Below are 19,579 nucleotides of genomic sequence, written 5' to 3' on the forward strand. Positions count from 1 at the left end.
CTGTTTTCAGCCGCGACCGTAGGGGCGTACAGGCGTGCGGTCAATACTTCGAACAACCGAACGCAACATCTTGCGCAAGGAGTTACGGGATCACCGCAGCCGCCGCAGCCGTGGAGCCGCGCACCACCAGCTCCGGCTGGAACACGAACTCCGTGCGCTGCACCGGGTTTCCCTCGATCTCCTCCAGGAGCGCGCCGACCGCCGCCGTCGCCATGGCCTGCACCGGCTGGCGCACGGTGGTCAGCGGCGGGTCGGTGAACGCGATCAGCGGGGAGTCGTCGAAGCCGACCACCGAGACGTCCCGGGGCACGTCGAGGCCCCGGGCGCGGGCCGCCCGGACCACCCCGAGGGCCATCAGGTCGGAGCCGCACACGATGCCGGTGCAGCCCTCGGCGAGCAGCAGATCGGCGGCGGCGTGCCCGCCCTCGACGCCGAACAGGGTGGGCCGGACGAAGCGTTCGGCCTCCTCCCGCTCGATGCCGAGCAGGGCGTGCAGCTCGGCGGCGAAGCCCTCGGCCTTGCGGCGCGAGGGGACGTAGCGGGTCGGCCCGATGGCGAGCCCGATCCGTTCGTGGCCGAGTTCCACCAGGTGCCGTACGGCCATCCGGGCCGCGGCCCGGTCGTCGGGCGAGACGAAGTTGGCGTCGATGTGCTCGTTGAAGCCGTTGATGAGGACGAACGGCACACCGCGGTCGGCGAGTCGGGTGTAGCGGGCCGGGTCGGCGGAGGCGTCCGCGTGCAGCCCGGACAGGAACACGATGCCGGCCACCCCGCGTTCCACCAGCTGCTCGACCAGCTCGTCCTCGGTGGCGCCGCCGGGCATCTGGGTGCAGAGCACCGGGGTGTAGCCGTGCCCGGCCAGGACCTGTTCGACGACCTGGGCGAAGGCCGGGAAGATCGGGTTGGTCAGCTCGGGCACCACCAGGCCGATCAGGCCGGCGCTGCGCCGTTTGAGACGTACGGGACGTTCGTAGCCGAGCACGTCGAGCGCGGCGAGCACCTTGTGCCGGGTCGCGCCGGCCACGCCCGCCTTGCCGTTGAGGACCCGGCTGACGGTGGCCTCGCTGACCCCGGACTGGGCCGCGATGTCCGCGAGCCGCGGGGCGCCCCCTCCGGCGCCCCGCGGCAGGGGGATCGTCACACCGCCCACCAGGCGGTGGTGTCGGCGGGCAGCACGGCCTCGTCGTCGACGATCCTGATCTCCTCGCCGGCCGAATCGGCGGACGAGAGGAGCAACCGGCCGGGCAGCGGGACGGAGATGGCCCGGCCGGTGGTGTTGGCGGTGCAGGCGAATCCGTCGCGGCGGAAGGAGAGCACACCCTCGGGTGCCTCCAGCCACTCGACGGACTCGCCCGCACCGAGTTCGGGGCGCTCGCGGCGCACGGCGAGCGCGCTGCGGTACAGCTCCAGGGTGGAGCCGGGGTCGCCGGTCTGCGCCTCGACGCTGAGCGCGGCCCAGGTGGCGGGCTGCGGCAGCCAGGAGCCGCCGGCGCCGAAGCCGTACGAGGAGCCCTCGGCGGTCCACGGGATCGGCACCCGGCAGCCGTCGCGGAAGCCGTCCTGGCCGGTGGCCCGGAAGAAGGACGGGTCCTGGCGGACCTCGTCGGGCAGGTCGGTGACGTCGGGCAGGCCGAGCTCCTCGCCCTGGTAGACGTAGGCGGAGCCGGGCAGGGCCAGCATCAGCAGGGTGGCGGCGCGGGCCCGGCGCAGGCCGAGTTCGCGGTCGCCGGGGGTGCGCAGCTGGGTGCCGAGGCCCGCCGGGTTGGCGAAGCGGGTGGCGTGCCGGGTGACGTCGTGGTTGGAGAGCACCCAGGTGGTGGGGGCGCCGACCGGGCGCATCGCGGCGAGCGAGGCGTCGATCACCGTACGCAGCTCGGCCGCGTCCCAGTGGGTGCCCAGGTACTGGAAGTTGAAGGCCTGGTGCATCTCGTCGGGGCGCACGTAGTTCGCGGTGCGGTCGACGGTGGGGGTCCAGGCCTCGGCGACGAGGACGCGCTCGCCGTCATACTCGCTCAGGACGTTCCGCCAGGAGCGGTAGATCTCGTGGACGCCGTCCTGGTCGAAGAAGGGCATGACGTCGTTGCCGAGCAGCTTCAGCTGGTCGTGGGCGCCGATGTCGGGCAGGCCCGCGGCCTTGACCAGGCCGTGGGCGACGTCGACGCGGAAGCCGTCGACGCCCATGTCGAGCCAGAAGCGCAGGATGGAGCGGAACTCGTCGCGGACGGCGGGGTGTTCCCAGTTGAAGTCGGGCTGCTCGGGCGCGAAGAGGTGCAGGTACCAGTCGCCGGGGGTGCCGTCCGGGTTCTCGGTGCGGGTCCAGGCGGGGCCGCCGAAGATGGACTCCCAGTCGTTCGGCGGGAGTTCGCCGTTCGCGCCCTTGCCGGTACGGAAGTGGTAGCGCTCGCGCAGCGGGGAGCCGGGGCCCTCGCGCAGCGCGCGCTGGAACCACTCGTGCTGGTCGGAGGAGTGGTTGGGGACCAGGTCGACGATGATCCGCAGGCCGAGCGCGTGGGCCTCGCGGATCACCGCGTCGGCGTCGTGCAGGGTGCCGAACATGGGGTCGATGGCCCGGTAGTCGGCGACGTCGTAGCCGGCGTCGGCCTGCGGGGAGGCGTAGAAGGGGGACAGCCAGACGGCGTCGACGCCGAGCGCCTTGAGGTAGGGCAGCCGGCTGCGGATGCCGGGCAGGTCGCCCATGCCGTCACCGTTGCCGTCGGCGAAGCTGCGCGGATAGACCTGGTAGATCACCGCGTCTCTCCACCAGCCCGACGGCGTGCCGGTGGGAGTTGCGGCGTCGGCGGGGGCGGCGAGGTGCTGGGTCATGTCTTCCTTGCTTCGTAAGGAGGGTGTGGGTGCGGGCACGGGGTGCGCGGCCACGGGCGCTCTTCGGCTCAGCCCTTGACGGCGCCGGCCGACATGCCGGTCACCAGGTGGCGCTGGGCGAAGAGGAACACCAGGGCGGCGGGGATGGCGATGAGCACGGAGGCGGCGGTCATCGGGCCCCACTGGGCGCCGTACTGGTTGACGAACTTCTGCAGTCCGCCGGCGAGGGTCATGTTCTCGTCGCCGACCATGAAGGCGGAGGCGTAGGCGACCTCGCCCCAGGCGGTGATGAAGGAGTAGAACGCGGTGACCGCGATGCCCGGCTTGGCGAGCGGCAGGATGAGCCGCCAGAAGGTGCCGAAGGGGGTGAGCCCGTCGACGTAACCGGACTCGTCGATCTCCTTCGGGATGGTGTCGAAGAAGCCCTTCATCATCCACGCGCAGAACGGCACGGCGATGGTCAGGTACGTGACGACCAGGCCGGTCGAGGTGTTGAGCAGGCCCATCGACGCCATGATGTTGTAGATCGGCACGATGAGGACGGCGACCGGGAACATCTGGGTGATCAGCAGGGTCCACATCAGCCCGCGCTTGCCGGGGAAGCGGAAGCGGCTGACGGCGTAGCCGGTGGTGGAGGAGACGAAGACGCCGAGCAGGGTGGTGAGGGCGGCGACGAGCAGCGAGTTGCCGAACCAGGTGAGGAACGGGGTGTCGTTCAGCAGGTTCGTGTAGTTCTCGAGCGTCGGCTCCTTCACGAAGTCCGTGGTGGTCGCGTACTTCGCCGGCTTGAGCGAGGTCAGCAGCACCCAGAGCACCGGGAAGACGGCGATCACGGAGGCGACGATCAGGCCGAGGTGCAGCCCGGCGGAGGCGAGCGGCGAACGGCTGCCGCGGCGGCGGACGTTCTTGCGGGCCGGGGCCGTGGCACGGTTCTGCGCGTGGCGCGGTGCGGTGGTCGCGGGGGTCGTGGTGGTCACCAGACTTCTCCCTGCTTGCGGAGGACCCGCCGGTAGACCGCGGCGAAGACCATCAGGAGGATCAGGATCAGCACGCCCCACGTGGAGGACTGCGCGTAGTCGCGCGGGCTGATCTCGAAGGAGAACTTGTAGGCCTGGGTCACCAGGATCTGGGTGGCCTCGCCGGGACCGCCCCGGGTGAGCAGGAAGATCACCGGGAACATGTTGAAGGTCCAGATGGTGCTCAGCAGGATCACCGTGGTGCTGACGGACCGGAGGCCGGGCAGGGTGATGTGCCGGAAGCGCTGCCAGGCGTTGGCGCCGTCCATCTCGGCGGCCTCGTACATCTCGCCGGGGATGGACTGCAGACCGCCGAGCAGGGCGACCATCATGAAGGGGACGCCGAGCCAGACGTTGACGGCGATGACCGAGAACTTGGCCCAGGTGGGGTCGTTGAGCCACGGGACGGCGTCGATGCCGCCGCCCGCGAGCACCTGGTTGAGGATGCCGCGGCGCTCGTCGTAGAGGAAGCGCCAGGCGAAGACGGAGACGAAGCCGGGGACGGCCCAGGGCAGGATCAGCAGCATGCGGTAGACACCGCGGCCGGCGATCTTGCGGTGGAGCATGTTCGCGAGGACGAGGCCGAGGGCGAAGGTCACCGACACGCACGCCACCGTCCACACCAGGGTCCAGCCGAGGGTGGCCAGGAACTGGTTTCCGGTGAGCGCGTCGACGTAGTTGTCGACGCCGACGAACTCGTAGGTCGCCGGGATGTGGTTGACGCCGATGGAGCGTTCCACATTGCGTTCGTTGGCGTCGGTGAGCGACAGCCAGATGCCGCGGACCAGCGGGTATCCGATGATCACGCCGATCACGAGCACCACCGGGGCGACCATCGCCCAGGCGTACCAGTGGGTGGAGAGGGATCGCCGTGCGGCGCCCCGGGATCCACCGTTCCGCTTGCCAGTTCCGCGGCTCCGGCCGCGGGCGCTGTCGCCCGCGGCCTTCGCCACCGACTGGCTGCTGGTGTCCACAGCCATCAGCCGGTCTGCCTTCCTTCCCGCTTCCTCATGCCGTCCCCGGCACGGGGTTGGTTACTTCCAGTCCTTCAGGAGCTTGCGGTAGGAGTCGCCCGCCGTCTTCGCGCCCTGCTCCGGGGTGGTCTGGTTGGTGAGGACCTTGGTGTACTCGGTGACCAGCGGGGCGAAGAGGCTGCCGCCCTCCGGGATCCACGGGCGCTCGACGGCCTTCTCGACGACCGGCTTGAAGAAGGTGATCATCTCGTTGGTCGCCACCTCCGTCTTGCCGTAGGCGGAGGTACGGGTCGGGAGCAGGCTGAGCTCCTTGGCGACCTGGGCCTGGACCTCGGTCGAGCTCATGTACTCGACGAAGGCGTACGAGGCGGCCATGTTCTTGGAGCCGGCGTACACGGCGAGGTTGTGGCCGCCCTGCGGGGCGCCCTGGGCGGCGGAGCCGGCCGGGACCGGGGCGATGCCGAGGTTCGCCTTGTCGGCGAACTCCTTGCCGGCGTAGGTGTCGGCGACGGCCCACGGGCCGTTGATCATCATCGCGACCTTGCCGTCCTTGAAGGCGGCCTGCATGTTGTCCCAGCCGTTGGTCGCGTCGGTGATCGCGGCCTTGGAGTCGACCAGGTCCTTGACGGTCTTGAAGGCCTTGACGCCGGCGGGGTTGTCGATGGTGACGGTCTTGGTGTCGGCGTTGACCATGTCGCCGCCCTCGCCGTACAGGAAGGAGAGGAACCAGTAGGCGTCGTCGCCGCGCAGGTACAGGCCGGTCTTGCCGGTCTTCTGCTTGATCTTGGTGGCGACGGACTTCAGCTCGTCGATGTTCTTGGGGACCTCGACGCCGGCGTCCTTGAAGATCTTCTTGTTGTAGAAGATGCCCATGGAGTCGATGACCTGCGGCACGGCGTAGGTCTTGCCGTTGTACTTGGTGGACGCGGCGGCCTGCTTGAGGAAGTCGTCCTGGTCCTTCAGGGCGGCGGTGTTGTCGAGCGGGGCGAGGTAGCCGAGGTTCGCGAAGTCCGGGGTCCAGGCGACCTCGGAGCGGATCACGTCGGGAGCGCCGGTGCCGGACTGGGCGGCGTTCTTGAACTTGTTCTGGGCGTCGCCGAACGGCACGTTGACGTACTTGACGGTGACCTTGGGGTGCTTCTTGGTGAAGTCCTCGGCGATCTTCTTGAAGACCTTGTCCTCGGAACCGACCGTGGAGGTGTCCCACCAGGTGACGGTGCCGGAGAGCTCGCCCGAGCCCTTCGTGTCCCCGCCGGTGGAACCGCTGTCGCTCCCGCCGCACGCCGCCAGGGTCACGCCCAGGGCCGCGACCAGCGCGGTGGCCGCTATGCCACGCCGCATGTGAACTCCTTCAAATGGTCCCGGATGGACGAGGGGCTGGAACACCTTCCTCATGCGACCGCTCCCTCGCGGCGCGCCGGGTTGCCAGGAACGTAACAGGGATGAAAACGCGCCGAAAGAGCTTGCGTGAAATTTCTGCAAGGCACGGCGATCGTTACATCCGCGTGTCCCTAAGGTTGCCGACGAGCCGCTTGACAGCCCTGGAAGGAGGCCCTCCGCCCCTCCCTCCCCGTACGGGACACGGCATCGGCACGCCGTCACCGGCTTGCAAGGACTTGCGCAAGGGTCGCGAAGGCGGCCGGAAGCCGCGTTCGGTGGGCAATCCGACGCCCGACCGGTACAGTCCACTCCCATGACCGCGCGGCTCGCCGACATCGCAGCCCAGGCGGGGGTCAGTGAAGCCACAGTCAGCCGCGTGCTCAACGGCAAGCCCGGTGTGGCCGCGGCCACCCGTGAATCCGTGCTCGCCGCACTCGACGTGCTCGGCTACGAGCGTCCCGTACGGCTGCGCCAGCGCAGCGCGGGCCTGGTCGGCCTCATCACCCCCGAACTGGACAACCCGATCTTCCCCGCGCTCGCGCAGGTCATCGGGCAGGCCCTCACCCGGCAGGGATACACCCCGGTGCTCGCCACCCAGACCCCCGGCGGGTCCACGGAGGACGAGCTCACCGACATGCTGGTGGAGCGCGGCGTCGCCGGCATCATCTTCGTCTCCGGCCTGCACGCCGACACGACGGCCGACACCACGCGCTACGACCAGCTGCGCGGCAAGGGCGTCCCGTACGTCCTCATCAACGGCTTCTCCCCCAAGATCCAGGCCCCCTTCGTCTCCCCCGACGACCGGGCCGCGATGGTGCTCGCCGTGACGCACCTGGCCGCGCTCGGGCACACCCGGATCGGCCTGGCCGTCGGCCCCAAGCGCTTCGTGCCGGTGCTCCGCAAGATCGAGGGCTTCCGCAAGGGCATGCGCGAGCGCTTCGGCCTCGACCCCGAGGAGACCGAGCAGCTGATCCAGCACTCCCTCTACACCCTGGAGGGCGGCCAGGCCGCCACCGCCGCGCTCATCGCCCGGGGCTGCACCGCGATCGTCTGCGCCAGCGACATGATGGCGCTCGGCGCGATCCGGGCCGCCCGGGAGCGGGGCCTGCAGGTGCCGAAGGACGTGTCGGTGGTCGGCTTCGACGACTCCCCGCTCATAGCGTTCACCGACCCGCCGCTGACCACCATCCGCCAGCCCGTGCAGGCGATGGGCCAGGCGGCGGTCCGGGCCCTCCTGGAGGAGGTCGGCGGCACTCCGGCCCCGCACAGCGAGTTCGTCTTCATGCCGGAGCTGGTGGTCCGCGGCTCGACGGCCTCGGCGCCCCCGGCCGCTCCCGCCGGCGCCCCGGGCTCCCCCTAGTCCCTGAGGCGGAGCAGGTGCGCCCGATACCCGTCGGAGGGATGATCGGTCGAGGGGACGGCATCTGGCAGACTTCTCTCCTATGGGTGAAACGACCGTGAAGAGTTTGGAACGCCGGACGAACCCGTCGGCACCCATCGTGGCCGGCGGCTGGGCGCGCCTGCGCGCGCGGACGCCGCGGCGCCCGCGGATCTGGTTCGAGGTCCTGCTCATCGCCGTCAGCTACTGGCTGTACTCGCTCATCCGCAACGCGGTACCGGAGCAGAAGGCCCAGGCGCTCAAGAACGCCGACTGGATCTGGCAGGCCGAGCACACCCTCGGCCTGGCCTTCGAGCACACCGTCAACCACGCCGTGAACTCGGTGACATGGCTGATCGTGTCGATGAACTACTACTACGCCACCCTGCACTTCGTGGTCACCATCGGTGTGCTGGTGTGGCTGTACCGCTGGCACCCGGGCCGTTACGCGGCGTTCCGCACGGTCCTGTTCGCGACCACCGGTGTGGCCCTGGTCGGCTACTACCTGTACCCGCTGGCCCCGCCGCGCCTGATGAACGGCCAGAACTTCGTCGACACCGTCCTGGTCCACCACACCTGGGGCTCGATGGCCTCGGGCAACCTCAAGCACATGTCGAACCAGTACGCGGCGATGCCGTCGATGCACATCGGCTGGTCGCTGTGGTGCGGGCTGACGATCTTCCTCCTGGCGAAGGCCCCCTGGGCCCGCATCCTGGGCCTGCTCTACCCGATGGCCACCCTGGTCGTCATCGTAGCCACCGCCAACCACTTCTGGATGGACGCGGTCGGCGGCATCATCTGCCTGACCTTCGGCTTCGCCGTCTCGTACGTCTGGTTCGGCGCCCGCCCGCACAAGCTGCCCAAGCTGGTGGAGCCGGCCGCGTCGACGCCGCAGGGGGTCACGCGGGGCGGTCCGCGCACGGGGGCGGAGGAAGCGGCGGACGCCGACGAGGACGAGAAGGTCGGCTCCGGTTCCGGATCCCGCTCCGGGCGCTGAGCGCTGAGCCGCTGAGCGCCGGGCGCTACGCCCCGTAGAACAGCTCCTCCATCACCGCCCGCGCACGCCGTGTGATGCGGCGGTAGTCGTCGACCAGTTCGCCGACGTGGCCCGGGGTGTAGCCGAGGTAGCGGCCGACGGCGGCGAGTTCGCGGGGTTCGGAGGGGAAGGTGTCGCCGGGGCGGCCGCGGACCAGCATCACGGCGTTGCGGACGCGGGTGGCGAGGACCCAGGCCTCGTCGAGGGTCTGGGCCTCCTCGGTGGGGATCAGGCCGGCGGCGTGGGCGGCGGCCAGGGCGGCGCGGGTGCGGGTGGTGCGCAGGCCCGGTTCGGCCCAGCCGTGGCGCATCTGGAGGAGCTGGACCGTCCACTCGACGTCGCTGAGGCCGCCGCGGCCCAGTTTGGCGTGCAGGGTGGGGTCGGCGCCGCGCGGCAGGCGTTCGGTCTCCATGCGGGCCTTGAGGCGGCGGATCTCGCGGACCGCCTCCTCGCCGAGGCCCTCCATGGGATAGCGCAGGGGGTCGATCAGCTCGATGAAGCGGGCGCCGAGCTCCGGGTCGCCCGCCATCGGCTCGGCGCGCAGCAGGGCCTGGCTCTCCCAGACCAGGGACCAGCGGCGGTAGTAGGCCTCGTAGGACTTCAGGGTGCGGACCATGGGGCCGCTCTTGCCCTCCGGGCGCAGGTCGGCGTCGATGAGGAGCGGCGGGTCGGCGGTGGGCAGCTGGAGCAGCCGGCGCATCTCGGTGACGACCCGGGTGGCGGCCCGGGCGGCCTCCTGCTCGTCCACGCCCTCGCGCGGCTCGTGCACGAAGAGCACGTCCGCGTCGGAGCCGTAGCTCAGCTCGTGGCCGCCGAAGCGGCCCATGCCGATCACCGCGAAGCGGGTCGGGAGGGTGTCGCCCCACTCGGCACGCACGGCGGCGCGCAGCGCGCCGGCGAGGGTGGCGGCGTTGAGGTCGGTGACGGCCTGCCCGACCCGGTCGACCAGGGCGCCGGGGTCGGGTTCGCGGGGGCTGTCCTCGGTGCCGTACGAGCGGATGAGGTCGGCCGCCGCGGTACGGAACAGCTCCCGGCGCCGTACGCCGCGGGCGGCGGCCACCGCCTGCTCGGCGCCGTCGGCGCGGCCCACCGCGGCCAGGATCTCCTGCTCCAGGTGTTCGCGGCCGCGCGGCTTCAGGCCCTCGGGGTCGCCGAGGATCGCGACCGCCTCGGGGGCGCGGAGCAGCAGGTCGGGGGCGAGCCGGCCGGCGGACAGGACGCGGGCGAGGTTCTCGGCGGCGGCGCCCTCGTCGCGGAGCAGCCGCAGGTACCAGGGGGTCTTGCCGAGCGCGTCGGAGACCTTGCGGAAGCCGAGCAGGCCGGCGTCGGGGTCGGCCGAGTCGGCGAACCAGCCGAGCAGCACCGGAAGAAGCGTGCGCTGGATCGCGGCCTTGCGGCTGACCCCGGAGGACAGCGCCTCCAGGTGGCGCAGGGCGGCGGCGGGGTCGGCGTAACCGAGGGCTTCGAGGCGCTGTCCGGCGGCCTCGGGGCTGAGCCGGATCTCGCCGGGGGCGAGCTGGGCGACCGCGTCGAGCAGCGGGCGGTAGAACAGCTTCTCGTGCAGCCGGCGCACCACCGCCGCGTGCCGCCGCCACTCGCGGTTGAGCTCGGCGACCGGGTCGGTGCGCAGGCCGAGGGAGCGGCCGAGGCGCCGCAGGTCCTCCGCGCCCTCGGGCACCAGGTGGGTGCGGCGCAGCCGGAACAGCTGGATGCGGTGCTCCATGGCGCGCAGGAAGCGGTAGGCGTCGTCGAGCTGGGCGGCGTCGGCGCGGCCGACGTACCCGCCGGCGGCGAGCGCGGCGAGGGCGGCGAGGGTGGTGCCGCTGTGCAGGGTGGCGTCACTGCGCCCGTGCACGAGCTGCAGGAGCTGTACGGCGAACTCGACGTCGCGCAGTCCGCCGGGGCCGAGCTTCAGCTCGCGGTCGACCTGCGCGGCGGGGATGTTGTCGACCACCCGGCGGCGCATCTTCTGCACGTCGGGGACGAAGTTCTCGCGTTCGGCGGCCTGCCAGACGAGCGGGGAGAGCGCGTCGACGTACGCGGCGCCGAGCTCGGCGTCGCCGGCCACCGGGCGGGCCTTGAGCAGGGCCTGGAACTCCCAGGTCTTGGCCCAGCGCTGGTAGTAGGCGAGGTGGGAGGAGAGGGTGCGGACGAGGGGCCCGTTGCGGCCCTCGGGGCGCAGATTGGCGTCGACCGGCCAGATGGCGCCCTCGATCGTGGTCTCCGAGCAGATCCGCATGAGGTGGGAGGCGAGCCGGGTGGCGGCCTGCAGCGCCTTGGCCTCGTCGGCGCCGTCCGCCGCCTCGCCGACGAAGATCACGTCGACGTCGGAGACGTAGTTGAGCTCGTTGCCGCCGCACTTGCCCATGGCGATCACGGAGAGCCGGCAGACGGCCGCGTCCTCGGGGGCGGCGGCGCGGGCGATGCGCAGCGCGGCGCGGAGCGTGGCGGTGGCGAGGTCGGCGAGCTCGGCGGCGGTCTGGGTGACGTCGGTGGTGCCGCACACGTCGCGGGCGGCGATGGAGAGCAGGCAGCGGCGGTAGGCGACGCGCAGCGCGACCGGCTCGTCGGCCCCGGCGAGCCCCTGCTCGAACTCGGCGATCCCGGGGTGCAGGTCCACCGCCTCGTACGTGACGAGGGCCTGCCAGTCGCGCGGGTGCCGGGCCAGGTGGTCGGCGAGCGCCTCGGAGGTGCCGAGGACGCCGAGCAGCCGGTCCCGGAACGGCTTCGCGGACAGCAGGGTGGTGGTGAGGGTGGTGCGCTCGGCCTCCGGCTGGGCCTCGACGAGCCGGACCAGGCCGCGCAGGGCGAGGTCGGGGTCGGCGGTGGCGCCGAGGGCGTCGAGGAGGACGGAGTCGTCGCGCAGCGAGGCCAGCTCGTCCAGGCCGAGCAGCCGTTCGGCGGCGGACGGATCGGTGAATCCGTGCCGCAGCAGCCGGGTGAACGTACTGCTCCTGCGTCCCGGCACCGTCATGCCGCCGCTCCTCCACCGGTCGATCGAGTCCCTGAGCGAGCCCCTGGGAGAGTCCCTGAGCGAGCCTATCCGGCGAATCGCCGAAGGGGCGCTTCGAGAGCGCGGGGCGGGGTCGGGACGGCAGAATCGGCGCCATGAACTGGAGCCTCGAAGTGGTGACCGTCCCCGTCGCGGACCTGGACCGGGCCAAGGAGTTCTACGGCGGGAAGCTCGGCTTCACGGTCGACCTGGACCAGGAGGTGTCGCCGGGCGTCCGCATCATCCAGATCACCCCGCCCGGCTCGCGCTGCTCTATCTCCCTCCTTCAGGGCATGCCCCCGTTCCCCGGCACCGGGGTCATGGCCCCCGGCGCCCTGCACGGCCTCCAGCTCTGCGTCACCGACATCGAGGCGGCGCGCGAGCAGCTGCTCGCGGCAGGCGTGCACGCGACGCCGGTGATGCACGTGGGCGCGACGGGCTGGGAGGCGGGCAAGGGCGACACCTGGAACTCGTTCCTGACCTTCACCGACCCGGACGGCAACGGGTGGTGGGTCCAGGAGGCCCCGTCGGAGCTCTCGGAGCGCTAGCCGGCGGAGCGCTCGTCGCCTGCGACCGGCGGGAACACCAGGCGGTAGTTGCGGAGCTTCTCGTCCGCTCCCTCGTACGTCATGCCCGCGGCCTCCATGACCCGGTGGGACGGGACGTTGTCGAGGTCGGCGTCGCCGCGGACCGCGGTGGCGCCGGCCTCGCGGGCCCGGGCGATCAGGGCGCGCAGGGACTCGGCGGCGAAGCCGCGGCCACGGGCGGTGGGGACCAGGCCGTAGCCGACGGTGACGACGCCATCGGCGTCCGGCGGGCCGTGGAAGCCGATGCCGCCGATGGTGACGCCGTCCGCACGCAGCCGTATCTCGTACGCCCGGTAGACGCCCGGGTCGCCGCGCTCGGCGACCCCCTTGAGGAAGTTGCCGGCGCCCCTGATGTCGCCGGGGCCGGGGTACTCCTCGGCCCAGCGGTCACCGGGTGCGGGGGCGGCGTCCACGATGCGCTGCGCCTCGGCGGCGGTCAGCGGGTGGAGCAGGAGGCGGTCGGTCTCGATGGTGCGTACGTCGGTCACGGCCGGAAGTCTCGACGGGTCCGGGCCCGCGCGCAACGGATTTGCGCGCGGTCTGAGCTCGTCCGGCACGTCCGGTACGAAGAAGCTGAGGTTGATCCGGGCGCCGGGCGCCGTGACGGGTTCGGCCAGGCAGGTCACCAGCCGGCCCGGGCCGCGGAGGGCGTGCCGGGCGGGGAGCTCGGAGCCGTCGACGTACGGGATGGGCGCCGCGGCGCACGCGCGGTACAGCGGCCCGGCCACCGGATCGTCCAGGATGTCGCGCTCGAGGCGGAGCAGCCCGGCGCTCCCCGGGCGCAGCGCCACGCTGTGCTTGACGTGCGGCATCATGGCCGGCGCCCACTGCGTGCTCCACTCCGTGAGGACCTCGGTGCGCGCCTCGGGGTCGAGGAGCATCCAGCGCATGAGGTTGGCCGGGCATTCCCCGCGCGGCATGAACCGGCGGAACGCCTCGTTGTGCACGACGAGGTTCCACTCGGCGTCGCTGATGAAGGCCAGCGCGTCCTGGATCTGGTCGACGACCCGCTGCCACAGCCCGGCGATGAACATCCCCGAGGTGCCGTGCAGCGCGTGCGGCGGCTGCTCCCCGCGGCTGATCAGCCACAGGAACTCCCACTCCCGCTCGTCGAGGCACAGGGCCCGGGCCACCGCCGTGAGGAGTTCGGCGCCGGGGCGGGCGAGTTGGCCGTTCTCGAAGCGGTTGTACGTGCCCGGGGTACGGGTGAGCAGCGTGTCCATCTGCTCCTGGGTCAGCCCGGCGGCACGGCGGCCGGGTCCCGGTCCGCGTACGGGAAACCCCAGGGCCGCGGGGTCGAGCGCCGCGCGGCGGGCCCGCAGCAGCTCTTTCAGACGGCCTCGCTCACCGGCCGACGGCCTCATCCGGCACCTTTCGTCTCCACCGCCCGTCTCCACCAAGCGGACGACCGCCATTATCTGCGAATTCCCACCCTGGAAAGGAGTGATCATCCGGCGCCAGACTCCCCTACGACGCACGGCACATGTCACCGACCAGGGGGGATCGGATGCGCTGCCAGAACGACTGCCGGGACGACTGCCGGGACGACTGCGAGGAGAACGGCCCGGGCTTGTGCGGGGAGACCCTGGAGAGCTACCGGACCGCCGTCTCGCACGGGGTGCTCACGGCTCCGCCGCCACCGTGTCTGACCGGGCTCGGGCTGCTCCGCCCGCACCCGGCCGACGCCCGCCGGCTGGTCCCCGTACCGCCCGACGTCGCCCAGCACCGTCTCGTCCAGCCGCTCGAACAGGCCCTGCGCGAGCGGGAGAGCGAACTGCTCTCGCTGCGCCGGACCCTGGCCCAGGCGGACTCCGTCTACCGCCAGGAGGCCCGGCAGGCGCCGGCGCCCGTGCAGCTGCTGCGCGGCAACGACGTCATCCACCAGAAGCTGCGGCAGCTCAACGCCGCCTGCCGGCAGGAGCTGCAGGCCGTGCAGCCGGGCGGCCCCCGGTCCGCCCCGGCGCTCGCCGAGGCCGCCCGTCAGCTGCCGGACGTGCTGGCCCGCGGGGTGCGGCACCGCACGCTCTACCAGCACACGGTCCGCGGCCACCCCGCGATGACCGAGTTCATGACCGCCATGCAGCAGGCGGGCGGGCAGTTCCGGACCACCGGTCTGCTCGTGGACCGGGTGATCCTCTACGACCGTTCCGTCGCCCTCATCCCCGACCACCGCTACTCGCGCCCCGACCACGCCCTGCTGATCGAGCATCCGGCGATCACCGCGTACCTCGCCGGTGTCTTCGACCTCATCTGGGACACGGCCGAACCGGTCGACCTGGTGGACACCCCCACGAGCACGCCGCCCCTCCTCACGGACGAGAAGCAGATCGGCGTGCTCCGGCTGATGGTCCAGGGCCACACCGACGCGAGCATCGCGGCCCGGCTCGGCATGAGCGCCCGCTCGGTGTCGGCCCACATCAGCCGCGCCTCGACCGCCTGGGGCAGCCGCAGCCGGGCCCATCTCGCCTACCTGCTCGCCGAGAACGGCGCCCTGCGTGCGCCCTGATGTGTCCGTTTCCGCGCCTCTTCGTCCCGTCGCGAGTTCCCGCAGTGCGGGATCCCGCAGACCGTTCGCCGTGGTGGCCGCCGCCGGGTGATCGGCAAGTTCGTGCCGCGGCGGTCCCCACGGCCGCCGCACATCCGGCACCACACCGACGAGAACGGAGCCTTTCCATGAGTCTCAAGCGCAAGTCGGCCGTCGCCCTGTCCGCCCTCGCCCTGGCGGCCGCCGGCACGGCGGTGACGACGACGCCCGCGGCGGCGGAGGGCGGCTGCCCCTCGGCCACCCTCTGCCTGTCCGAGGACACCAACTACGTCGACATCGACGTCACGTCCAAGACGACGGGCCCGAACTGCATCGCGCTCGGCCACTACGGCGAGACCGGCTTCTACAACGGCATCAAGTCGTACGTGAACAACCTGCCGGTCACCGTCAGCGTCTACTTCTACAGCCCGCTCTACGAGCGGTACCTGCCCGAGTCGCCGATCTACTCCGGCGGCTTCAGCAGCGACACCACCTCGGTGTACAAGTACGGCATGCGCGGCGCCGTCTGCACCGGCGGCGCCGACCCCAACCTCCGGCTCCTCTCCTGACGCACCACTGGTGCACCACCGACCACCGACCGCCGGCCTCCGCCGGCGGTCGGCGCCGTTTCCGCAGCGCTACAGCACCGGCAGGTTCTTGCGGAGCTCGAAGGCGGTGACCTCGGAGCGGTACTCCTCCCACTCCTGCTTCTTGTTGCGGAGGAAGAAGTCGAAGACGTGCTCGCCCAGCGTCTCCGCGACCAGCTCGCTGCGCTCCATCAGGGTGATCGCCTCGCCGAGGTTCTGCGGGAGGGGCTCGATGCCCATCGCGCGGCGCTCGGCGTCGCTGAGGGCCCAGACGTCGTCGTCGGCGCCGGCCGGGAGTTCGTAGCCCTCCTCGATGCCCTTGAGACCGGCGGCGAGCAGGACCGCGTACGTCAGGTAGGGGTTGGCGCCCGAGTCGATGGAGCGGACCTCGACGCGCGAGGAGCCCATCTTGCCCGGCTTGTACATCGGGACGCGGATCAGCGCCGAGCGGTTGTTGTGGCCCCAGCAGATGTACGCGGGGGCCTCGCCGCCGGAGCCGGCGGTGCGGCCCGAGCCGCCCCAGATGCGCTTGTAGGAGTTGACCCACTGGTTGGTGACGGCCGCGATCTCGCCCGCGTGCTTCAGCAGGCCGGCGATGAAGGAACGGCCCACCTTGGACAGCTGGTACTCGGCGCCCGACTCGTAGAACGCGTTCCGGTCGCCCTCGAAGAGGGAAAGGTGGGTGTGCATGCCCGAGCCCGGGAACTCGGAGAACGGCTTCGGCATGAACGTCGCCTGCACGCCCTGTTCGAGCGCCACCTGCTTCATGACCAGGCGGAAGGTCATGATGTTGTCGGCGGTGGACAGCGCGTCCGCGTAGCGCAGGTCGATCTCCTGCTGGCCCGGGGCGCCCTCGTGGTGGGAGAACTCCACCGAGATGCCCATCGACTCCAGCATGGTGATCGCCTGGCGGCGGAAGTCCATGCCGACGTTCTGCGGGGTGTGGTCGAAGTAGCCGGAGTTGTCGGCCGGGGTGGGCCGGGTGCCGTCGAGCGGCTTGTCCTTCAGGAGGAAGAACTCGATCTCGGGGTGGGTGTAGAAGGTGAAGCCCAGGTCCGAGGTCTTGGCAAGGGCGCGCTTCAGGACATAGCGCGGGTCCGCGAAGGACGGCGAGCCGTCCGGCATGAGGATGTCGCAGAACATCCGGGCCGTACCCGGGGCCTCGGCGCGCCACGGCAGGATCTGGAAGGTGCCCGGGTCGGGCTTGGCGATCATGTCCGACTCGTAGACCCGGGCGAAGCCCTCGATCGCGGAACCGTCGAAGCCGATGCCCTCGTCGAAGGCCTGCTCCAGCTCGGCGGGGGCCACCGCCACCGACTTCAGGAAGCCGAGCACGTCGGTGAACCACAGACGCACGAAGCGGATGTCGCGCTCCTCCAGCGTACGGAGCACAAATTCCTGCTGCTTGTCCATTTTCACACCCATCCTCGCTGATCAGGCCGCCTGTTCCCACCGCCTCGAGCACTTCGGGTGGCGCCTGAGCATCCCACCACTTGGTTTCGTGCACGTTGCACACCCATACTGCCTGCTCCGCTGTGACACAGGTAACGGGGGAAGGGCCGAAAAGCGCGGGCCGCCGCCCGGACCGGTACCGAGTGGTACCCCGTTCGGCCCACGGACCCCCTTCTGGCACTACGATCGGCGCCCATGGGGGGCCCACGGCTCGTACGCCGATCCTGGCACCTGCGTCCCACGGCACTGGTGAGTGCGGTGGCGACGCTCCTCGGCACGCTCTTCCTCTGCCTGGGCGTCTCCGACCCCCTCGGCCACCGGTCCGGGTCCGGCCACCGGGAGCCCCGGCCGGCCGCGCAGACGGTCGCCGCCGGGACGCCCGCCCCGGCCCGTGCGAAGGCCCTGGACGACGAGCAGTACGCCTGCCCGTACGGGCGGGGCGACTGCTCCCTCTTCCCGGCGCTCTCCCCCGCCGTGCTCAGCGCGCCGCCGCTCGATCCGCCGCTGCAGGCGGACGGGCGGCCGGCCCGCGCCGGCGAGGCGCTCGGCGACGGGCGGCCGGCGCACCCCGGCGCCCGGCCCCGGGCGCCGGACCTGCATGTCCTTCAAGTCCTGCGGACGTAGACGTAGGCGCCGGGACCGACCGACCGCGTCCCGACCCCGCACCAGGCGTTCGTGCCCTCTCGCACGCCCCGAACGCACGCCCCGAACCACTTCCCCCCAGACTTCCAGAAGGACGACATCATCATGGCGAACCGCTCCACCACTGCCGACCGCCGCGCCCGGATAGAGGAGATGCGCCGCGCCGAGCAGGCCCGCGAGCGCCGCAACCGCATCCTCACGATCGGCATCAGCGCCGTCGTGGTCCTCGGCCTCGTCGGTTTCGGCGGCTGGGTGATCAACAAGGAGAACAACAAGCAGGAGCAGCAGGAGGCGGCCGCGAAGGCGCCCATCAAGGACGAGAAGTCCTGGGACGCGAAGAAGCTGGGCCGCAACCACGTCCAGACCCCGGTGAAGTACGACATGAACCCGCCGGTCGGCGGCGACCACAACCCGGTCTGGCAGAACTGCAACGGCGACGTCTACGACAAGCCGGTCAACGACACCAACGCCGTGCACTCCCTGGAGCACGGCGCGGTCTGGGTGACGTACAACAAGAAGGCCGCGCAGGGCGACCTGGAGAAGCTGAAGGCCAAGGTCAAGAAGACCCCGTACTCGCTGATGAGCCCGATCGACAACCAGTCGGGCGCGATCATGCTGAGCGCCTGGGGCAAGCAGGTGACCGTGGACGGCGCCGACGACCCGCGCGTGGACGCGTTCTTCACCAAGTACGTGGCCGGCCCGCAGACCCCCGAGCCGGGCGCGGCCTGCACCGGCGGCGTCGGCGCCGACGGCCAGGGCGGCGCCGGGATGGGCCAGTGAAGCTGAACCGGACGCAGTGGGCGTCCGTCACCGCCGTGGTCCTCGCGCTGCTGTTCGCGGGCGGCGCGGTCACCGTCGCCTCCGCCGACCGGGACGACGAGGGCCCGCGCACGCCGACCGCGGAGTCGGCCGACGCGGGCTTCGCCCGGGACATGGCGGTCCACCACCAGCAGGCCGTCGAGATGTCCTTCATCGTCCGGGACCGGACGAAGGACGAGGCGGTGCGCCGGCTCGCGTACGACATCGCCAACACGCAGGCCAACCAGCGCGGCATGCTGTTCGGCTGGCTCGACCTGTGGGGCCTGCCGAAGGTGCAGTCCGGGGTGGCGCCGATGACCTGGATGGGCATGGGCGTGGACCTGGGCGGCGAGGACGGCGAGCTGATGCCGGGCATGGCGACCCGGGCCGAGCTCGACCAGCTGCGCAAGGCGTCCGGCCGCGAGGCCGAGGTGCTCTATCTGAAGCTGATGACCGACCACCACAAGGGTGGCATCCACATGGCGCAGGGCTGTGTGGAGCGCTGTGTGCCGGGTGTCGAGCGCGATCTCGCGCAGGGCATGGTCGACGCGCAGCAGTCCGAGATCAAGCTGATGGCGGACATGCTCAAGGAGCGCGGCGCCGGGGCCTGACCCCCTCCGCCGACACCCCGCCGACACGCCGGCCCCCGTGACCCCTCTGCGGTCGCGGGGGCCGCGTCACGCCCGCAGAATGGGAGCGCTCGGGGACGTACGTACGAGGTACGAGGCGTACGAGATCGTTCTACGAAAGGTACGTACCCCATGACCACGGCGAAGGACATCATGCACCCGGGAGCCCAGTGGATCCCGGCCCACGAGACGCTCGACCGCGCCGCCCAGATGATGCGCGACCACAAGGTGGGCGCGCTGCCCATCGCCGACAAGGACGAGCGGCTGTGCGGCATCATCACGGACCGCGACATCGTCGTCGGCTGTGTGGCCATGGGCCACGACCCGGCGAAGATGACCTGCGGTGAGATGGCCAAGGGCACCCCGCGCTGGATCGAGGCGGGTTCGGACGTCAGCGCGGTCCTGGACGAGATGCAGAGCCACCAGATCCGGCGTCTGCCGGTCGTCGAGGACAAGCGCCTGGTCGGCATGATCAGCGAGGCCGATCTGGCCCAGCATCTCTCGGACGAGCAGCTGAAGGCGTTCTGCGAGAGCGTGTACGCGGCGTCCATGACCAAGTGACCGAGCGATCGACCTGACCACGTGACCACGTGGCGCGTGGCCGCGTGGCGCGTGGCGCGTGGCCGCGTGACCGGACGGCCCGACGACTCGGCCGCCTCGCCAGGGGCGCCGAGCCGCCGGGCCGACGTGTGCTCGCGCAGGGGCGCGAAGGCCCGGACGTGATCACGTTTCACGCACAAACCGCTCACCCCCTCCACAAT

Annotated in this window: 17 protein-coding genes; 9 read left to right on the forward strand and 8 right to left on the reverse strand. The window is 71.4% G+C overall.

Annotation, left to right across the window (positions count from 1 at the left end; genetic code table 11):
• Window positions 1–82: 82 nt before the first annotated feature.
• From JAO84_RS09720 to JAO84_RS09740, 5 genes are all read right to left on the reverse strand, one after another.
• The gene (locus JAO84_RS09720; protein WP_370412236.1) at window positions 83–1,150 is read right to left on the reverse strand and encodes a LacI family DNA-binding transcriptional regulator; all 1,068 of its coding nucleotides are present in this window, start codon (window positions 1,148–1,150) and stop codon (window positions 83–85) included.
• Window positions 1,138–2,823, reverse strand: a complete 1,686-nt coding sequence (locus JAO84_RS09725) for a glycoside hydrolase family 13 protein (protein ID WP_370412238.1) — start codon at window positions 2,821–2,823, stop codon at window positions 1,138–1,140. Before JAO84_RS09725 ends, JAO84_RS09720 begins: the two co-directional genes overlap by 13 nt.
• A gap of 68 nt (window positions 2,824–2,891) precedes the next feature.
• Window positions 2,892–3,803, reverse strand: coding sequence for a sugar ABC transporter permease (locus tag JAO84_RS09730; RefSeq protein ID WP_370416700.1), 912 nt, complete (start codon window positions 3,801–3,803; stop codon window positions 2,892–2,894).
• Window positions 3,797–4,819, reverse strand: a complete 1,023-nt coding sequence (locus tag JAO84_RS09735; protein WP_370412240.1) for a carbohydrate ABC transporter permease — start codon at window positions 4,817–4,819, stop codon at window positions 3,797–3,799. The genes JAO84_RS09730 and JAO84_RS09735 overlap by 7 nt, the downstream gene beginning before the upstream one ends.
• A gap of 54 nt (window positions 4,820–4,873) precedes the next feature.
• Window positions 4,874–6,154, reverse strand: a complete 1,281-nt coding sequence (locus tag JAO84_RS09740) for an extracellular solute-binding protein (protein ID WP_370412242.1) — start codon at window positions 6,152–6,154, stop codon at window positions 4,874–4,876.
• A 352-nt stretch (window positions 6,155–6,506) separates the two neighbouring features.
• On the opposite strand from JAO84_RS09740, the gene JAO84_RS09745 reads away from it, so the two are divergent.
• A complete protein-coding gene (locus JAO84_RS09745; RefSeq protein ID WP_370412244.1) occupies window positions 6,507–7,553 on the forward strand; it encodes a LacI family DNA-binding transcriptional regulator in 1,047 nt (348 codons plus the stop codon).
• A gap of 82 nt (window positions 7,554–7,635) precedes the next feature.
• A complete protein-coding gene (locus JAO84_RS09750; protein ID WP_370412246.1) occupies window positions 7,636–8,568 on the forward strand; it encodes a phosphatase PAP2 family protein in 933 nt (310 codons plus the stop codon).
• Window positions 8,569–8,593: 25 nt separating this feature from the next.
• Here JAO84_RS09750 and JAO84_RS09755 read toward each other — a convergent pair whose 3' ends face one another.
• Complete coding sequence (locus tag JAO84_RS09755) at window positions 8,594–11,581, reverse strand: bifunctional [glutamine synthetase] adenylyltransferase/[glutamine synthetase]-adenylyl-L-tyrosine phosphorylase (protein WP_370412248.1); 2,988 nt, start codon at window positions 11,579–11,581, stop codon at window positions 8,594–8,596.
• A 134-nt stretch (window positions 11,582–11,715) separates the two neighbouring features.
• Between JAO84_RS09755 and JAO84_RS09760 the strand changes: the two genes are divergently transcribed.
• Complete coding sequence (locus JAO84_RS09760; protein WP_370412250.1) at window positions 11,716–12,147, forward strand: VOC family protein; 432 nt, start codon at window positions 11,716–11,718, stop codon at window positions 12,145–12,147.
• Here the strand turns inward: JAO84_RS09760 and JAO84_RS09765 are convergent.
• A complete protein-coding gene (locus tag JAO84_RS09765) occupies window positions 12,144–13,550 on the reverse strand; it encodes a GNAT family N-acetyltransferase (protein ID WP_370412252.1) in 1,407 nt (468 codons plus the stop codon). The two genes, JAO84_RS09760 and JAO84_RS09765, sit on opposite strands and share 4 nt — an antisense overlap.
• Before the next feature lie 143 nt (window positions 13,551–13,693).
• Between JAO84_RS09765 and JAO84_RS09770 the strand changes: the two genes are divergently transcribed.
• Both JAO84_RS09770 and JAO84_RS09775 read left to right on the forward strand, forming a co-directional pair.
• Window positions 13,694–14,692 (forward strand): LuxR C-terminal-related transcriptional regulator, encoded by a 999-nt coding sequence (locus JAO84_RS09770; protein ID WP_370412254.1) that lies wholly within the window; start codon window positions 13,694–13,696, stop codon window positions 14,690–14,692.
• 167 nt (window positions 14,693–14,859) lie between these two features.
• Window positions 14,860–15,279: a proteinase inhibitor I36 SMPI gene (locus JAO84_RS09775; RefSeq protein WP_370412256.1), complete on the forward strand. Its 420-nt coding sequence runs from the start codon at window positions 14,860–14,862 to the stop codon at window positions 15,277–15,279.
• Window positions 15,280–15,348: 69 nt separating this feature from the next.
• On the opposite strand, the gene JAO84_RS09780 is transcribed toward JAO84_RS09775, so the two are convergent.
• The gene (locus JAO84_RS09780; protein WP_265861843.1) at window positions 15,349–16,710 is read right to left on the reverse strand and encodes a glutamine synthetase family protein; all 1,362 of its coding nucleotides are present in this window, start codon (window positions 16,708–16,710) and stop codon (window positions 15,349–15,351) included.
• Between the two features lie 297 nt (window positions 16,711–17,007).
• Here JAO84_RS09780 and JAO84_RS09785 point away from each other — a divergent pair, with 297 nt between their 5' ends.
• From JAO84_RS09785 to JAO84_RS09800, 4 genes are all read left to right on the forward strand, one after another.
• Window positions 17,008–17,373 carry a hypothetical protein gene (locus JAO84_RS09785; protein WP_370412258.1) on the forward strand — a complete coding sequence of 122 codons (366 nt, stop codon included), beginning with the start codon at window positions 17,008–17,010 and terminating at the stop codon, window positions 17,371–17,373.
• Window positions 17,374–17,496: 123 nt separating this feature from the next.
• Window positions 17,497–18,171, forward strand: a complete 675-nt coding sequence (locus tag JAO84_RS09790) for a DUF3105 domain-containing protein (RefSeq protein WP_370412260.1) — start codon at window positions 17,497–17,499, stop codon at window positions 18,169–18,171.
• Complete coding sequence (locus tag JAO84_RS09795; protein ID WP_370412262.1) at window positions 18,168–18,800, forward strand: DUF305 domain-containing protein; 633 nt, start codon at window positions 18,168–18,170, stop codon at window positions 18,798–18,800. The genes JAO84_RS09790 and JAO84_RS09795 overlap by 4 nt, the downstream gene beginning before the upstream one ends.
• A gap of 150 nt (window positions 18,801–18,950) precedes the next feature.
• Window positions 18,951–19,379, forward strand: coding sequence for a CBS domain-containing protein (locus JAO84_RS09800; protein ID WP_265861848.1), 429 nt, complete (start codon window positions 18,951–18,953; stop codon window positions 19,377–19,379).
• The last annotated feature ends 200 nt before the right edge of the window (window positions 19,380–19,579 follow it).

Origin of the sequence: Streptomyces fradiae (genome assembly GCF_041270065.1) — a bacterium.
Classification (GTDB): Bacteria; Actinomycetota; Actinomycetes; order Streptomycetales; family Streptomycetaceae; genus Streptomyces.

What these genes read in the sequence shown, in the direction of transcription:
- JAO84_RS09725 (WP_370412238.1), bottom strand. Translation starts at nt 2,823, where the DNA reads ATGACCCAGCACCTCGCCGCCCCCGCCGACGCCGCAACTCCCACCGGC.
- JAO84_RS09735 (WP_370412240.1), bottom strand. Translation starts at nt 4,819, where the DNA reads ATGGCTGTGGACACCAGCAGCCAGTCGGTGGCGAAGGCCGCGGGCGAC.
- JAO84_RS09740 (WP_370412242.1), bottom strand. Translation starts at nt 6,154, where the DNA reads ATGCGGCGTGGCATAGCGGCCACCGCGCTGGTCGCGGCCCTGGGCGTG.
- JAO84_RS09745 (WP_370412244.1), top strand. Translation starts at nt 6,507, where the DNA reads ATGACCGCGCGGCTCGCCGACATCGCAGCCCAGGCGGGGGTCAGTGAA.
- JAO84_RS09750 (WP_370412246.1), top strand. Translation starts at nt 7,636, where the DNA reads ATGGGTGAAACGACCGTGAAGAGTTTGGAACGCCGGACGAACCCGTCG.
- JAO84_RS09755 (WP_370412248.1), bottom strand. Translation starts at nt 11,581, where the DNA reads ATGACGGTGCCGGGACGCAGGAGCAGTACGTTCACCCGGCTGCTGCGG.
- JAO84_RS09760 (WP_370412250.1), top strand. Translation starts at nt 11,716, where the DNA reads ATGAACTGGAGCCTCGAAGTGGTGACCGTCCCCGTCGCGGACCTGGAC.
- JAO84_RS09765 (WP_370412252.1), bottom strand. Translation starts at nt 13,550, where the DNA reads ATGAGGCCGTCGGCCGGTGAGCGAGGCCGTCTGAAAGAGCTGCTGCGG.
- JAO84_RS09770 (WP_370412254.1), top strand. Translation starts at nt 13,694, where the DNA reads ATGCGCTGCCAGAACGACTGCCGGGACGACTGCCGGGACGACTGCGAG.
- JAO84_RS09775 (WP_370412256.1), top strand. Translation starts at nt 14,860, where the DNA reads ATGAGTCTCAAGCGCAAGTCGGCCGTCGCCCTGTCCGCCCTCGCCCTG.
- JAO84_RS09780 (WP_265861843.1), bottom strand. Translation starts at nt 16,710, where the DNA reads ATGGACAAGCAGCAGGAATTTGTGCTCCGTACGCTGGAGGAGCGCGAC.
- JAO84_RS09790 (WP_370412260.1), top strand. Translation starts at nt 17,497, where the DNA reads ATGGCGAACCGCTCCACCACTGCCGACCGCCGCGCCCGGATAGAGGAG.
- JAO84_RS09800 (WP_265861848.1), top strand. Translation starts at nt 18,951, where the DNA reads ATGACCACGGCGAAGGACATCATGCACCCGGGAGCCCAGTGGATCCCG.